The organism is Campylobacter sp. BCW_6877 (genome assembly GCF_001762445.1).
Classification (GTDB): domain Bacteria; phylum Campylobacterota; class Campylobacteria; order Campylobacterales; family Campylobacteraceae; genus Campylobacter_D; species Campylobacter_D jejuni.
The window spans coordinates 292,901-308,544 of record NZ_MJWW01000059.1 but is presented as its reverse complement, the minus strand read 5'-3'; the positions used below and the strand labels follow the sequence as shown (position 1 = coordinate 308,544).

The following is a 15,644-nucleotide window of genomic DNA, read 5'->3' as shown; positions in this document are numbered from 1 at the left end:
CTTTCATGCAAAACAAAGAAGAAAAATTGCAAAGAAAAGCTGAATATGAATTTAGCATAGGTTTGCGTTTAACGCACTGGGTAAGAGCTATTGCTATAGTGATTCTTATTGGCACAGGGTATTATCTTTCTTATGTGTTTCAAAGTCCTATTAGTAACGGCGAACCTGTAAATTTTATGCAAGCAAAATACCGTTTAGTACATCAAGCGGTGGGTTTTGTTTTAATCGCTTGTATTATTTTTAAAGTATATTTGTTTTTTTGTGACAAGGTAAGTGCAAAAGAACGCAGAAGTGTATGGGATATTTTTAATATCAAATTATGGATAGAACAAGTAAAATTTTACATTTTCTTAGGAAAACATCCGCATTTAAAAGGGGTTTATAATCCTTTGCAATTTGTAACTTATTTTTTCTTTTATCTTGTGATGTTAGGTATCATTCTTACAGGGCTTATTCTTTATACTCATACTTATCATGAGGGCTTAGGTGGGCTTTTATATCATATTTTAAGACCACTTGAAGCTGCAATGGGCGGTTTGGCTGATGTAAGAACTTATCATAGAATTTTGATGTGGGTGATTATGATTTTTGTACCAGTACATATTTACATGGCGATTTTTAACGCAGTAAAAGGTAAAGATGGTGCTATGGATGCTATTATTAGCGGATATAAATATGTAAAAGAAGAAAAGCATTGAAATTCTTAGTCCTTGGAATAGGTAATATCATGTTTGCAGATGAAGGCTTAGGCGTTCATCTTTGCAAACAACTTGAAAAAAACTACAAATTCACTCATCCTGAATTTACTTTAGATTTTGTTGATGGTGGAACTTTGGCTTTGCAACTTAGCTATATCATCGCTAGGTACGATAGACTTATCGTTTTAGACTGCATAGAAGCGCAAGATGCGAGTATAGGAGATGTATTTTTCTTTCCTTATGATGCTATGCCTAATAAAATTAGCTGGAGTGGAAGTGCTCATGAAATAGAAATGCTTCAAACCTTACAATACATGGAACTTGCAGGAGATTTGCCTAAAACACACATCTTAGCTTGTGTGCCAAAGCGTATTGAAGCGATGAGTTTTAAGCTCTCAGATGAGCTTATACAAGGGGCTAAAATCATGGAAAAAACTTTACTTGATTTTTTAAGCAAGGAAGGTTTTGTTTATGAAAAGATTGCAGATTTTTCCTTGCAAGAATTAGCCGATATTTCTTATAAAAATTTCTAAATTTTTGTTCTAAAATTCATAGCTTTATTTAAAGAGATTAAATCCACATTTTCTAAATTTACACCACTTGGAATTCCTTGAGCGATTTTACTAAAAGTTAGGTTTAAATCTTTAAATTTATCTTCTATAAAAAAGATAGTTGCATCAGAATTAATGCTATGTGTCAATGCAAAAATGAGCTCAGAGATATTTAGCTTAAGTATGATTTGCTTTAGTTTTTCAAGTTTTTCTTCATTTAACTCATCTAAAACAAAATATAGCCCATTGTAGCTTTGACTCTCTTCGAGTGTTAGTATATCTTTTGGGCTTTCAACTATACATAAAATGTTTTTATTTCTTTCTTCATCGCTGCAAATTTCGCAAAGCTCATTTTCACTTAAAGCACCGCATTGCTCACAAGGTTTTATAAAGCGGATAGCATTTTCTATATTGTGTGCGAGTTTCATACCATCGATTTGATTATTTATGCAAAGGTGATAAGCAAGCCTTATGGCAGTTTTTTTCCCTATGGTAGGTAAATTTGCAAAACTTTCAACAAGTTCGTTGAATTTTTCTAGGCCTTTTGCCATTATTTTTCTTTATCTCCAAAGAAAATTTTAAAACAATGCTTTCCATCATCATAAAAATAAATCAAATCAAAATTATGCAGTTTACATACCTCTGAAACTATATAAAGTCCTAGCCCCATACCTTTGATCTGATTGTGTTTTTCTCTTGCGAAAGCTTCAAGATAATGTTCTATAGGCTCTGCTAAAGGCTTGCCTGGATTTTTAATAGTAAAACATTCTTTACAACAAAAAAGCTCACAAGTGCCATTGTTTGAGTATTTTAAGGCATTATCGATAAGATTTTTTAAAATTACAGAGAAAATTTCCATATCAACATTGATTAAAGCATCATCTCTGATATCGACTTTTACAACTTTATTAAAATCATCTCTCATAAGGTGTTCTTTAGCTTCCTCAAGTATAGTGCTAAAACGACTAGGTTTAAAGTGTAAGTTGTAGTTTTTTGAAAATAAATTTTCGATTTTGGCAAATTCATTGATCAAAGAATCCATACGTAAAAATATAGCGATAAGTCTTTCTTTTTGTCTGTCTTCTTTGATCATTTCAGAAATAATTCTCCCTTTTCCTATAGGGGTTTTTAACTCATGCATGATTGTTCTTAGGAAAAGTTGTCTTGATTGGATTAATTCTTGATTTTTTTTAAAAGCTTTTTGAAATTCAAAGGCGATTTTTCCTACTTCATCTTCTTGATAATCTAAAAAATCAGGTTGCTCCCCATTTGCAACTTTAGCAACTTGCCTTCTTAATTTTTTTAAAGGTTCTAAAGATTTTAATACCGAAAAATACATAAAAACAACCAACAAAGAAAAAGAAAAAAATCCTATTAATAAAAGATTATAAACTCTATCGCTAGTATTTTCTTCGTATAAGCCATCAAAATCTTTACATTGAACATCAAAATAAAGATTGCTATGATATTTTAAAGAAGAAAGGGTGCAAAATTCTCCATTTGCTTTAAAAAGTGATTGTCCATTATTTCTTATGCTTTTTACAAGATAGGGGTTTTGTATAGTATTAAAACCGCTATTTTCAAGATAGGATCCTATTTTAGCACCTGAAGTGTTTTCATAGGAGATGAGTAAATTTTTTATAAGATTTTCTTGTTTTAAACTTTCTTCTTCGTTGTAAGCACTTCCTTCTATTTTCAAAAGAACGATAAAAAGCACACAAACTAAGAAAAAAGTAACAACAAATAAAATAATTAGCTTGGTATAAATAGAATAATTTTTTGTCATCCTATTAGTTTATATCCTATACCTCTAACAGAAAAAATATGTTTTGGGGATTTTGAACTATCTCCTATTTTTACTCTTAATCGACCAATGATAACATCAAGACTTTTAGAATCTTTATCTTTTAGATTTTTACAGCGACTTACAAGCTGTTCTCTTGAAACGCTATATCCGTGCTGCTGGATAAGGTATTCTAAAATTTCAAACTCAGCAGGAGTAAGTGTTAAAACCTTATCTTCATAGGTGATCTCATGCCTTCTCTCATCAATTTTGAAAGCGGAATTAATATTTTCATTATTTGCGTGTTCAACTCTTTTTGTGCGACGAATAAGACTCATAATCCTTGCATACATTTCTTTTGGATCGTAAGGCTTTGGTAGGTAATCATCAGCACCAATTTGAAGCCCTACAACCTTATCGCTTAAGTCGCCTCTAGCTGATGAGATGATAATGGGAATATTGCTTTTTTGTCTGATTTCTCTACAAACTTCAAGACCATCAATTCCTGGTAAAGTTAAATCCAAGATTAGACAATCATAGCCTTGAACGCCTACATTTAAGGCACTTTTAGGATTTTCAAAATTTGTGATTTTAATATTAAACTGCGCTAAATACTCAGATAATAATTGCGCAAAATCAGGATCATCTTCTATCATCAACACATTAATCATTTTGGTATCCTTTAAATTTTATCTAAGATTTATAATATTTGCATAATTTTATTTAAAATTTGATAAATTATTGATTTTATTTTTGCTAAAATTAGATTTTTGAATTTTTAAGATTAAAATTCTAGCAAAATTTTAAATTTTTTAAAGGAATAATGTGGAAATAAGTTATTATGAAATTCTTGAAATCACGCAAAATGCTGATAAAGAAACCATAAAAAAAGCCTATAGAAAAATGGCTTTAAAATACCATCCCGATAGAAACCAAGGCGATAAAGAAGCAGAAGAGAAATTTAAGCTTGTTAATGAAGCCTATGAGGTTTTAAGTAATGATGAAAAGCGAGCTATTTATGATAGATATGGAAAAGATGCTTTAAAAGGCGGTGGATTTGGTTCTAATAGCTCAGGTTTTGGTGGTTTTGAGGATTTAGGAGATATATTTTCTAGTTTTTTTGGAGAAGGCTTTGGCTCATCATCGCGTCGTAGAAAGAGTTCAAGTGATGAGAAAATCCCTTCCGATTTTATCGTTAATTTAAAATTAAGTTTTAAAGAAGCGATTTTTGGTTGCAAGAAAAATATAGACTTTACTTATAAATGTTCTTGTAAAACTTGCAATGGAACAGGGGCTAAAGATGGAAAACTTCAAACTTGTCCAAAGTGTCAAGGTAGAGGACAAGTTGGAATTTCTCAAGGTTTTATCACTTTTGCACAAACTTGCCCTGATTGTCAAGGAAGTGGAGAAAAAGCTAGTGAAAAATGTAGCGATTGTAAAGGTTTAGGTTATAATGAAAGCAAAGATAGTGTCGAGCTTAATATCCCAGAAGGTGTAGATACAGGTATGAAACTTCGTGTCAATGCTAAAGGTAATATCTTAAAAAATGGCACTAGAGGGGATATGTATGTTAAGATCATCGCTGCTGAAGATGATACTTTTATCAGAGATGATGATGATATATATATAGAATTTCCAGTGTTTTTTACTCAAGCTATCTTAGGAGAGAGTATAAAAGTACCTACCATACGCGGTGAAGCGACCTTAAATTTACCAAAGGGTGCTAAAGATGGGCAAAGATTTGTTCTTGAAAAAGAAGGAGTAAAAGATGTTCATAGTTCTCGCATAGGAAATCAAATCGTTCAAATTTCTATCAAATTCCCAACTTCTTTAAACGATGAACAAAAAGAACTTTTAGAAAAACTAAGTGAAAGTTTTGGTATCAAAGATGGTATGCATCAAGAGCAAAAAGGGCTTTTTGAAAAAATCGCTAATTGGTTTAAGTCTTAATTTTCCTAAAGCTTTTAGCTTGGGAAAATCTTTTATATAAATTTAAGTTTTAAAAATAATGCATAAAAAAAGGCGGAGTAAAACCCCGCCTTGAAGTTAGACTTAAAAGCTTCTTAGAATTTGTAAAGAGCTTGAAGTCTTACAGTGCTATGATCAGCATTTTCTTTAGCGTTTACACCTTCATCTAGGTTCACATAAGAATAGAACGCTGAGAAGTTAAGTTTTGGAGAGTATTTGTAATCTACTCTTGCAACAGCTTCAAGCTTTTTGCCACCACCTAAATGACCAGCAGCTTCTGTTTTTGTTCCACCGTATACGAAGTCAGCACCAACGCGAACTGTTTCGTTGAAAGTATATCCACCAGTTACATAACCGAAGATATTTCTACCAGTGTCACCATTTAGTCTTGAACCAGTAGTATAGAAAATTTCCTCACCTGCAAGTAAAGAGCCAAGATTACCTTGATCTTCGATTACAACTGTAGAAGCTTTTTCTTTATCACCGTAGTATAAACCACCAAGGCTAGCATCCCAACCATTTACTTCAATGCTACCTTTTAAAGCAAATAAATTGCCATTAGCATGTGCTTTATCATCAAGTTCGCTATCAAGGCTATTTCCTAAGTAAGCACCTTCAAGTGTCCAGTTGATTCCATCAAAGATAGTTGTGCTATAAGCTGCATCTACAGCATAAAAGAATGCTACTTGATCCCAGTAAGCTAACCATAATTGTGGGTTGAATTGTCCGCCAGCAAGATCATAAGAACCTACAGCAGCAGCACCGTAAAGATTTCCAATTGAGTCTAATTTAAAAGGAGCTGAATTATTAGCAGATGAAACATTGCTGTGTCCTAATAAATCTGCACCTTGTTCTTCAGCCATGAAGCTATCTACAGCAAAAGCAGCTAGAGTTAAACCATCGATGCTGTTATTTACTACTTTAACACCTGTTCCAACTAAACCATCGATACCATTGTCTGTCCAGATAGTGTTTAGTTGTTGTTTACCAGCGATTACGCTTGTAGCAACATCTTCGTTTGTATAAGTTAAGTACAATTGACGAACAAAAAGTCCTTTTTGATCATTTTTTATTCCATTAGCACCATAACCACCATCAGCAGCATTATAGTCAAATTGAACAAAAGCTTTGAAGTTATCAGCTATAGCAGCACTGAAGTTAACTTGTGCTCTATATTTGTGATCTTGTTTGCTGTTATTTAAATTTGAGTTGTTAAGGAAATTTTTATCAAAATTACCTGTATCGTATCTGTATCTTAATACACCTGATACATCAACATCTTTGATTGCTTCTTCAAGTGGAGTAGCGTTAGCTGCTGAAAAAGCACCTGCAGCAAGAGCTGCAACTAAACTAAGTTTAACTAGTTTCATGAGAATTCTCCTTGTCAAAAATTAATAAAACATCGTAATTGTAGCACATAAATTTGGAGTTTTTTCTTAAGAAGCACTTAAAATAGTAAAAATTTTAAATCTGAAGGATAAAAACATCTAAAGAAAAGCCTAGCTAAAGGGATTTAAGCTAGGCGTGTAATTTTAAGGAGTTTTTCTTATGAATGTTTTTCGGTTCGTTTAGAAGTATAAGTCTAAAAAGTAAACGAGAAGTAATATATAGTTGTTTTAAATTATTTTGATAAAAAAACAAGTAAATTTTTACAAGCTAGGGATAAAATTTTATAAGTTTCATCAAAATTCCCACTATACCAAGGATCAGGGACTTCATTATAGTTTAGACTAGGACTAAAATCAGTGATTTTTAAAACTTTGTTTTGGGTGTTGGTGAAGTTTTTTAAAACATTTTTGAAGTTGGAATTGTCCATAGTGATTAAAAAATCGCTTTCATCGCAAAGCTTTTGAGTGAGTTTTTTGCTTATGAAATTTTTGTGTTCTATGTTAAGTTGGGCAAGCTTGTTTTTGGTACCATAGTGCATACCTTCTCCATCGTGTTCTCCTGAAGTTCCAGCACTGCTTATAAAAAATTCTTTTTCTAAATTTGCTTTTTTGACAAGATCTTTCATGATAAATTCTGCCATAGGTGAACGGCATATATTGCCTAAGCATATAAAGAGTATTTTTTTCATTTTTATCCTTGAGTTTTAATTAAAAATTATAAAAAATATCATACAATAAATCCATGGAAAATTTCAATAGAACTTTGCTTGTGTGTTGGTTTGGTGTTTTTACCACAAGTATGGGGCTTAGTCAAATCGCTCCGATTTTGCCTTTTTATATCAAAGAACTAGGACATGTTAATACGAGTGAAATAGCGTTTTATTCAGGACTTGCTTTTGGGATCACTCCGCTTTTTATGGCTGTTTTTTCGCCTTTATGGGCTTTTTTGGGTGCAAAGTATGGTTATAAAAATATGCTTCTTCGTGCAAGTTTTGGGATGTCGGTTTTAACCTTATGGCTCAGTTTTGCTCATAGTGCTTTAGAAGTGGTTTTTGTGCGGGGTTTAACAGGAGTAATTTCAGGTTTTACTTCTGCTGCTGTTGTGTTTATCGCTGTAATAGCGCCTAAAGAAAAAGTCGCTTATGCTTTAGGAACTCTTTCTACGGCTTCTATAAGTGGAAGTTTGCTTGGGCCTTTGTTTGGTGGCTTTGTGGCTGAATTTTTTAGCATTAGTGCGGTTTTTGATGTGGTGGCTTTTTTGATCGCTTGTTCTTTTGTGACGATTTATTTTTTCATCCATGAAAGAAAAATTCAAAAAGAGGCGAAGAAAAATACCCAAAAAGTAAAAGAAAACAAAACCCTTATCATCGTTCTTTTTATCACTACTTTTGTGATACAATTTGGTACTTTTGGAGTGATGCCGATTTTAAGTATTTATGTTGAGCAAATTCATCAAGGTGGAACTTTAGCTCTTTGGGCGGGTATAGTGGTGGCTGCAAGTGGGATTAGCAATCTTTTTTTCGCACCAAAACTTGGAAAAATCGCTGATAAGATAGGGCCTAGTAAGATTATTTTTGGAGCTTTGATATTTTGTGGAATTTGCTTTTATTTGCAGGCTGTAGCAAGTAATGTTTATATGCTTATTTTTGTGCGTTTGCTTATAGGTATAGGGCTTGGAGGGCTTTTGCCTTGTGTGAATGCCTTGCTTAAAAAAAGCGTGAGTGCTAAAAATTTAAGTGTGATTTTTGGTTTTAATCAAACTTGTCAATTTTTGGGAAATTTTTGTGGTGCTTTTGGTGGAGGGCTTATGGCTTCGCATTTTAGCGTGGAATTTGTTTTTACTTTTGTGTGTTTGATTTTTATCATTAATGCTTTTATTTTCTTAGCGTTTGAGAAAAAATATATCTTTTCAAATCAAGGTTTATAAATTTAGAAAGGTTTAAAATGGAAATGATTTTATTTGTTTTAGTGATGATTTTGCTTGTGCTTTTGTTTGTAGTGCTTTTTAGGCAGTATAAAAGCCCTAAAATAGAAGAAAAAAGCACGCAAAGTTTTAGCGATATCATGCAGCTTAAATCCATAGGAGAATTAAGTGTTTTTCAGGTTTTTAGTAAAGAGATTGTCACTAAAAAAGATAGTGCTTTTAATGGAATTTGGAAAAATCTTTTAGGATGGTCTTTGAGTGAAAGACAGATTGCTTTGATTTTTGAATTTGAGATCACTTTCTTGTATGATTTAAGGGATAAAAACTTTGATATTTTGCCTTTAGGGGACGATGCTTATAAGATCATCATGCCAGAGTGTAGATACAAACACAGCATCATAGATATGAAATTTTATGATGAAAAAAATGCTAAATTTTTACCTTTTTTACTGCCTGATTCTATCAATAGTACGGGAATTAATTTTAGCGAAAGTGATAAAAACAAACTCATAAAAGAAGCCAAAGATGAGGTTAAAGACTTGTCTTTAAATCTTATCCAAAATTTAGAAAGCAAAATTCATAAAAGTGCTAAGGATACTTTAGAAGCTATTGCTAAAGGTTTTGGGGCTAAGAGAGTGGAATTTGAATTTAAGGATAACACGCAAAAGCTAGATGTAAACTAGCTTTTTTCTTTTCTTGCTTGAGTGATGCTTAGTTTGTTATTTTGTAAATTTTTTGATTATTTCATAGTTTTGTAAAAGCTGTTCAAAAGAAAAATTTAAATTTGAAGGAGAAGTTGAGGGTAGGGCTACGGCTTTTAAATGAGAGTGAAATTTAGTAAAAAATTTATAAGCACTTTGTCCGGTGGTAAAAATGGCTTGGATTTTGGCTTGAGAAAGGATCAGGTTTAAATCATTAGCTTTTGCATAACTTATGGTTTTATCATCTGAATTTTTTATCTTGCAACTTTGAAGTACATCCCAAAGAGCGATATGTTTTTTTCTTAAAAAGGCTTGTTGTTCTGTGATATTTTCTAATTTTACATCAAAAAGTGTTTCTAGTATAGGCCAAAAACGATTTCTTGGGTGTTGATAATAAAAGCCGTCTTGTCTTGATTTAATAGAAGGAAAAGAGCCCAAAATTAAGATTTTAGAATCCTTGTCAAAAAAAGGCTCAAAAGGATGAGTTAGAAATTCACTCACTCGCACAAATCCACAGAAATTTTTCCGTTTTTAATTTCGCTGATTTTAACTTTTAAGCTTTGGTTTTCGCTTAAATTAAGATGCTTGCTTTTTGAACTATGCAATAAACCATCAACACCATTTTTAAGTTCCACAAAGGCTCCAAAAGGAGCGATTTTTTTAACAATACCTTGAAATTCTTGCCCAAGTTCAAAGTCTGATATATCTTTGTCTTTAGAGCCTTTTTTAGTTCCTTTTTGAGAGCTTGTGATGTTTATGATGTAGTCTTTTGCGGCTTTGATTTGTTCGTTTTGATTACCTGCTATTTTTACTTCACCTTTTTCGCGATCTAAGTCTATAGAAACGCCAAATTTTTCTATGATTTCTTTGATGGTTTTTCCAGCTTGCCCTATGATATCAACGATTTTTGAAGGATCAACGCTAAAAAGCTCAAGTTTAGGTAAAACTTCTTCATTGACTACGATTTCTTTGGCGGCTTCTTCCATGATATTTAGGATGTGAATTCTTCCTTCTTTGGCTTGGTATAAAGCTTGTTTTAGTGTTTCTTGATCGATTCCGCCTAGTTTTATATCCATTTGAAGAGCAGTAACGCCGTCTTTGCTTCCTGCTACTTTAAAGTCCATATCCCCATCATGATCTTCAAGTCCCATGATATCTGTTAAAACAGCAAATTTGCTATCTTCAAAGATAAGCCCCATGGCTACTCCTGCAACAAGTTTTAAGCTTGGCACTCCTGCTGCTTTTAGGGCTAAAGATCCGCCACAAACCGTTGCCATAGAACTTGAGCCATTGCTTTCTAAAATTTCACTGACTAAGCGGATTACATAAGGATAGTTTTCATCTATGCTTGGATAAAGTGCTCTTTTGGCTAAATTTCCATGTCCTAGCTCTCTTCTTCCTGGAGCTTTGATAGGACTTGCTTCGCCTACTGAAAAACCTGGAAAATTATAATTTACCATAAAGCGTTCGCTTATAGGATTTTTTTCTGTAAGCAAGTCTATCATTTGAGCATCGTTTTCTCCGCCTAAGGTTGCAACCACTAGAGCTTGAGTTTGTCCACGAGTGAAAAGACAAGAGCCATGAGCGTTTGGCAAGATATTGGTTTCTATACTGATAGGACGCACCTCGTTTAAACTTCTACCATCAGCTCTTTTGCCTTCATTTAAAATTTGCTCACGAATAAGTTTGCGTTTGACTTTAGCTAAGGTATTTAAGATACTTTCTTCGCTCCAGTCTTTAGCGATTTCAAGATTTAAAATTTCTTTAGCGATTTTATTTAGTTCGCTTGCTCTTTCACTTTTTGCCATTTGGTTGATGGCTTCTTTGATTTGTTTTTGGAAATTATTTTCTATAAAAGCTAAAATTTCAGGATGTTCAATCTCATTTTTTAGTTCGATTTGAGAATTTTTTTTGTGTTTGCTAAAGGCTTCTTCATAAGCATTTGAACCATTTAATATAGCTTTTTGAGCTAAATTTAGAGCTTCTAAAATTTCATCTTCGCTAAGTTCATTCATATTTTGTGAAGTGGTTTGAGTTAAAACATCAGCATAAGGAGCTTCGATAAAAATTTCATTTTCTTTTTGATCAGGTAAGGCTCTCATTTCTATCATCAAAAGCTCATCTTTTACACCTGCTACATAGAGATCTAGAGTGCTATTTTGAAGCTCTTCATTGTTTGGATTGAGTATGAAATTTCCATCTATCTTTCCTATGCGAACACCACATACTGGAGCTTTCATAGGTATATCACTAAGATAAAGTGCCACGCTTGCGGCATTTAAGCTCATTACTTGCAAATCTACTTTAGGATCAGCTGAGAGAACCATCACAACGATTTGAGTTGGATAAGCATAGCCTTTTGGAAAAAGAGGGCGTAAGCTTCTATCGATAATACGTGCTGTTAAGGTTTCTGCATCGCTTGGCTTGGTTTCTCTTTTAACATAGCCACCAGGGATTTTTCCTGCGGCATAAGCTTTTTCGATGTATTGGACGGTTAGAGGTAAAAAATCTTCTTCAACTTGTTTTTCTTCTCTTGCAACTGTAGCTAGAACAACGCTTTTGCCTTGTCTCATTAAAACAGCACCAGCAGCTTGTTTGGCGACTTTATCTATATCAAATATTTCTGTATTTTTGTTAATTTCTATGCTGTATTGCATTATTTTTCCTTTTTTACCAGATAATAAATTCGTAAAATTTTTTAAAATATTTAGCAAATTTCATCCTTTTTAAATTTTGTTTTCACTTTCTGCTAAAGAGAAATCGTATTTTACCCCTCCTAAAGGATAGAAGTTGAAAATAAAATAAACTCCGCTTTGATTTTTAGCTGTGATACCACCACTTGTGAGTTGTGGATCGATTCTTTCTCTATACATTAAAGAATAGTTCCAACATTTTCTTTGGTAGGTATAGCCAAGTTCCCACATGTTTGCATGAGCTCTTTGAGTATCAAACCAAATTCCACCAAATAAATTGTAATTAGGTGTGGCAATATAATTTGCTCTTGTGCCAATAAAGCTATATTTTCCATACTCATCGTTTTGATAAGCATGAGAAAACATCCAATTAAATTTTGAATTTGTATTGACTTCTATTTGGCTGATGACATTGGTAAAGCGACTTTGCTCATAAGAGTAAAGCACTTCGCTGTTGAGATTGATGTTTTCATTAAAATAATAAGTTAAAAGATTTTCAAGTTCATAGAATTTATTTTGTTTATTGAGATAGTCAAGTGAAAATCTGTGTTTGAGTTTTTTTTGTCCTTCGTTGTTATAGAAATATTGCACAGCATAAAGACTTGTATGTTCGTTTTCTTTGTCGTATTCTTCAAGATAATCTTGCGTGATTTTACCTGATTTTGCTCCTGGTAAAATGTAATTCACTCCTAAATTTAAAGTATGAAAGAAATTTTCATAAGCTTTTGAAAGATCGGTGTAGAGATTAAAATCATGAGTGTTTCTAAAATAATGCTCATGGTTTCTTTCGGGATCGTTGCTATAATTTACAAAAGAAGCATAAAATCTTTCTGTAAAAGTAAAGTGTAAAAAGTCTCCAAAGAAAGCATTGTGATACGAGATAGGCAAGTCTAAATTTAACTCATTTGCATAAGAACCAGCAGGTCGATAAAAATTATGAAATGAAGCATCAAATGAATAACGCAAGCGTTCATCAAAAAGGTTATTTAAAAATCTATGATATTGAAAGCTTGGATATTCTTGCAAGGTTGTATTGTTGCTAAGTTTAGATGTGTCGATATAATATCTTGCATAAGCTCCATAAAAATTGTTTTCATCGGCTAAAAAATAATTGATTTTGGAGGTTACAAGCGAGTTAAGATCTCGATAATCTCTACTTCCTAAATTTAAATAATCCACATCGTTGAGATAGGTTGCATCTATCCATAGGCCTTCTTGGAAATTATCACTGAGTAAAGATTTGATTAAATCATCTCTTGAGTATTTTAGTTCTATTCCATAGTGGGTTTGGTTTTTCAAATTTTCATCGTGAAAATAGGAGCTATTTTCCCTAAAAGCACCAAAATTTAATTCTCCTGTTGAATATGGAGAATCAAGAAATCTTAAAGTAGAATAAAGTCCAAAACCACGGTTTGTTCGAATTTGTGGATCAAGTTCTAAATCCCAATTTTCTTGAGTGGCTATATAAATAGGTTGTTCATAGTATAAGCCTTCGCTACTTTTTAAAACGATTTTTGGGATTAAAAGCCCGCTTTGTCTATGAGTATCAGCACTAAATCCAAAATAAGGTAGATAAAAAACCGGGGTATTTTTAACATATAATCTTGCATTGTAAAGATGAACAAAATTGGTTTCCCGGTTAAGCCAGCCTTTTGAAAAACGAATTTCCCAATCAGGATCTTCAACATTGCAGCTTGAAACTGCTGAAATTTTACTTTCAAAGACTTTATCATTTAGATGGCTTGTTTTGCTTTGAAACCATACTTCAAGATTGTTATTGGAAAAGAAAAAATTACTAAAATCGGCTTGATTGGAATTTAGGTTGATTTTAGCATAATCAGAATGTGATCTTTCGTTTTGTCCCCTTAGGATGTTAACATCGCCAAAAAGCTCAACATCTCCGGTTTTTTCATTGTAAATTGCTTTATTGGCAGTGATGAAATAAAAATCAGAAAAAATAATAACATCATTGTTTGCAGTAAGAATATCACCTTCTTTTTTTGCATCAAGAGCGTAAATATCAACTTGTGCTGCACTTAAAGCTATGCTAGTTCCTAGCAATAAGGAAAATTTACGCCACATCGACTACTATTGTCCTTGCTAGATAATCCTCCCAAGCTTTACGTAAATCATTGCTTAAAGCCCAAGCAAATCCAAGCATAAATGCCATAGCACTAACCTGTCTTATGGCAGATCTGATGCAACTTTGGATGAGATTGGGTTTGTCAAGAAGATTTTCATCCAAGATGATAATTTTGCATAATATTTTTCCCAAACTTGCCCCATAAAGATAAGTAAAAATTGCTTGATAACTAAAATGAAGCAAGATGAAGCCAAGATAAAAATTTCCTATAATTTGAGTTGTTTCAAATAAATCTTTTGCTTGGATTAGACGATCATAAAAAATGATAAACACAATCAAAGAAATAACCATATCATCGATTAAAAAAGCTAGAACTCTTTTTCCAAAACTTGCTATTTTTAGATTTTCACGCTCTAAGCGGTCTTGTAAGTTTTCTTTCATTTAAGAACCTGATGAGCGATATCTTTTCTGTATTGCTTTCCTTTGAAATTTACATTATCGCAAAGTTTATAAGCATTTTTTTGGGCTTCTTCTATACTTTTTCCTGTGCCAACGCAAACCAAAACTCTTCCACCATCAGCCATTAATTTGCCATCTTCTAGGCTTACTCCAGCATAAGAGATATGAGAGTTTTCAGGAATGTTATTTACAGTAATTTCACTTTTTGGTGAACTTTTGTAAGGATAGTTTTCACTCGCGCATACAACCCCTACTGCAAATTCTTTTTTGATTTTGATTTTTGTGTGTCTTAAGCGTCTTTGAGTAGCAGCTAAAATAAGCTCCAAAGGATTTTCGATTAAAGGCATTAAAACTTCACATTCAGGATCTCCAAAGCGAACATTAAATTCTAATACATAAGGTTTATTTCCAACGATCATAGCGCCTATAAATAAAACACCACAAAATTCCGCTCCTTCTTTTTTCATGCCTGCTAAAGTCGGTAAAATAATATCTTTTTGAACTTTTCTAAGCAAGCTTTCATTCGCTAAAGAGCTAGGAGCGTAAGCACCCATTCCGCCAGTATTTGGCCCTTGATCATTATCGAGTAATTTTTTGTGATCTTGTGCTACAGGAAGTAAAACAAAATCATTGCCATCACATACTGCAAAAATGCTTAATTCATAACCATCTAAAAATTCTTCAATTACAACGAGTTTTCCAGCATCTCCAAAGCTTTCTCCGCTCAGCATTTTAGCTGTTTCTTCTATGGCTTCTTCATGAGTCTTAGCTATGATAACACCTTTTCCTGCGCAAAGTCCATCGGCTTTTACTACTATAGGAGGGGTTAAACTATGTATAAAATTTTTTGCTTTTTCAATATCATTTGTGTTTAAAAATTTGGCTGTTTTGATACGGTATTTTTTAAGAAAGCTTTTCATAAAAGATTTTGAGGTTTCAAGCATTGCAGCAGCTTTACTTGGCCCAAAAATAGCAAGTCCTTGTTGTTTAAAAATATCTACAACACCTTCAGCTAAAAAACTTTCACTTCCTACTATACAAAGATCAAAACCTTTTTCTTTCGCATAGGTTGCTAAAACTACTGGATCTTTTAGGTTTAAATTTGTTCCAAGACTTTCGGTAGCGCCATTTCCAGGAGCAAAATAAAACTCTAAATTTTTGTCTACTCTTCTTAAGGCTAAAGCAATAGAATATTCTCTTGCACCACTACCCAAAATCATTATTTTCATTTATATCTCCTTTTAAACCCAAACAGCCGTTTAACAAAGATTGACCCCAAAAAGTCAAAGAAAACCGCTAGGTAATTTTTAAAGGCTGCAACTTCTCGCTTTTTTCAAAGCTCAAACGATGCCACAGAACACGGTAAATCACACAATCGCAGTTAATAAAAATGTGT

The 15,644-nt window shown here is 32.8% G+C and carries 15 protein-coding genes; 5 read left to right on the top strand and 10 right to left on the bottom strand.

What is annotated here, in order from left to right:
* Nucleotides 1–5 precede the first annotated feature (5 nt).
* Both cybH and AJ936_RS08820 read left to right on the top strand, forming a co-directional pair.
* Nucleotides 6–698 carry a Ni/Fe-hydrogenase, b-type cytochrome subunit gene (gene cybH / locus AJ936_RS08825; protein ID WP_052802634.1) on the top strand — a complete coding sequence of 231 codons (693 nt, stop codon included), beginning with the start codon at nt 6–8 and terminating at the stop codon, nt 696–698.
* Nucleotides 695–1,231, top strand: a complete 537-nt coding sequence (locus AJ936_RS08820; protein ID WP_070274401.1) for a HyaD/HybD family hydrogenase maturation endopeptidase — start codon at nt 695–697, stop codon at nt 1,229–1,231. The genes cybH and AJ936_RS08820 overlap by 4 nt, the downstream gene beginning before the upstream one ends.
* Here AJ936_RS08820 and recR read toward each other — a convergent pair.
* From recR to AJ936_RS08805, 3 genes are read right to left on the bottom strand one after another with little or no spacing between them, the layout of a single operon-like run.
* On the bottom strand, nt 1,228–1,800 hold the full coding sequence (gene recR, locus AJ936_RS08815; RefSeq protein ID WP_002861957.1) for a recombination mediator RecR: 573 nt from the start codon (nt 1,798–1,800) through the stop codon (nt 1,228–1,230). The genes AJ936_RS08820 and recR overlap by 4 nt on opposite strands.
* Nucleotides 1,800–3,035 carry an ArsS family sensor histidine kinase gene (locus AJ936_RS08810; RefSeq protein ID WP_070274398.1) on the bottom strand — a complete coding sequence of 412 codons (1,236 nt, stop codon included), beginning with the start codon at nt 3,033–3,035 and terminating at the stop codon, nt 1,800–1,802. Before AJ936_RS08810 ends, recR begins: the two co-directional genes overlap by 1 nt.
* Entirely contained in the window at nt 3,032–3,703 is a 672-nt protein-coding gene (locus AJ936_RS08805; RefSeq protein WP_002861955.1) for a response regulator transcription factor, read from the bottom strand. The genes AJ936_RS08810 and AJ936_RS08805 overlap by 4 nt, the downstream gene beginning before the upstream one ends.
* A gap of 154 nt (nt 3,704–3,857) precedes the next feature.
* Here AJ936_RS08805 and dnaJ point away from each other — a divergent pair, with 154 nt between their 5' ends.
* Nucleotides 3,858–4,982: a molecular chaperone DnaJ gene (dnaJ, locus tag AJ936_RS08800; RefSeq protein WP_070240372.1), complete on the top strand. Its 1,125-nt coding sequence runs from the start codon at nt 3,858–3,860 to the stop codon at nt 4,980–4,982.
* A 113-nt stretch (nt 4,983–5,095) separates the two neighbouring features.
* Here dnaJ and porA read toward each other — a convergent pair whose 3' ends face one another.
* Entirely contained in the window at nt 5,096–6,370 is a 1,275-nt protein-coding gene (gene porA / locus AJ936_RS08795) for a group 1 major outer membrane porin protein PorA (RefSeq protein WP_070240374.1), read from the bottom strand.
* A gap of 251 nt (nt 6,371–6,621) precedes the next feature.
* A complete protein-coding gene (locus tag AJ936_RS08790; protein ID WP_002861952.1) occupies nt 6,622–7,077 on the bottom strand; it encodes a low molecular weight protein-tyrosine-phosphatase in 456 nt (151 codons plus the stop codon).
* Between the two features lie 53 nt (nt 7,078–7,130).
* On the opposite strand from AJ936_RS08790, the gene AJ936_RS08785 reads away from it, so the two are divergent.
* Nucleotides 7,131–8,315, top strand: coding sequence for an MFS transporter (locus AJ936_RS08785; protein WP_070240375.1), 1,185 nt, complete (start codon nt 7,131–7,133; stop codon nt 8,313–8,315).
* A 17-nt stretch (nt 8,316–8,332) separates the two neighbouring features.
* Nucleotides 8,333–8,995: a DUF4230 domain-containing protein gene (locus AJ936_RS08780; protein WP_070240377.1), complete on the top strand. Its 663-nt coding sequence runs from the start codon at nt 8,333–8,335 to the stop codon at nt 8,993–8,995.
* A 36-nt stretch (nt 8,996–9,031) separates the two neighbouring features.
* Here AJ936_RS08780 and AJ936_RS08775 read toward each other — a convergent pair whose 3' ends face one another.
* The 5 genes from AJ936_RS08775 to purD form a co-directional block, all read right to left on the bottom strand.
* Complete coding sequence (locus AJ936_RS08775) at nt 9,032–9,514, bottom strand: DNA-deoxyinosine glycosylase (protein ID WP_070274396.1); 483 nt, start codon at nt 9,512–9,514, stop codon at nt 9,032–9,034.
* Entirely contained in the window at nt 9,511–11,670 is a 2,160-nt protein-coding gene (locus AJ936_RS08770; protein WP_052949410.1) for a polyribonucleotide nucleotidyltransferase, read from the bottom strand. Before AJ936_RS08770 ends, AJ936_RS08775 begins: the two co-directional genes overlap by 4 nt.
* Before the next feature lie 69 nt (nt 11,671–11,739).
* On the bottom strand, nt 11,740–13,788 hold the full coding sequence (locus tag AJ936_RS08765; protein WP_070240381.1) for an LPS-assembly protein LptD: 2,049 nt from the start codon (nt 13,786–13,788) through the stop codon (nt 11,740–11,742).
* The gene (locus tag AJ936_RS08760; RefSeq protein ID WP_002855813.1) at nt 13,778–14,230 is read right to left on the bottom strand and encodes an RDD family protein; all 453 of its coding nucleotides are present in this window, start codon (nt 14,228–14,230) and stop codon (nt 13,778–13,780) included. Before AJ936_RS08760 ends, AJ936_RS08765 begins: the two co-directional genes overlap by 11 nt.
* Entirely contained in the window at nt 14,227–15,477 is a 1,251-nt protein-coding gene (gene purD / locus AJ936_RS08755) for a phosphoribosylamine--glycine ligase (protein WP_002861945.1), read from the bottom strand. Before purD ends, AJ936_RS08760 begins: the two co-directional genes overlap by 4 nt.
* Between the last annotated feature and the right edge of the window lie 167 nt (nt 15,478–15,644).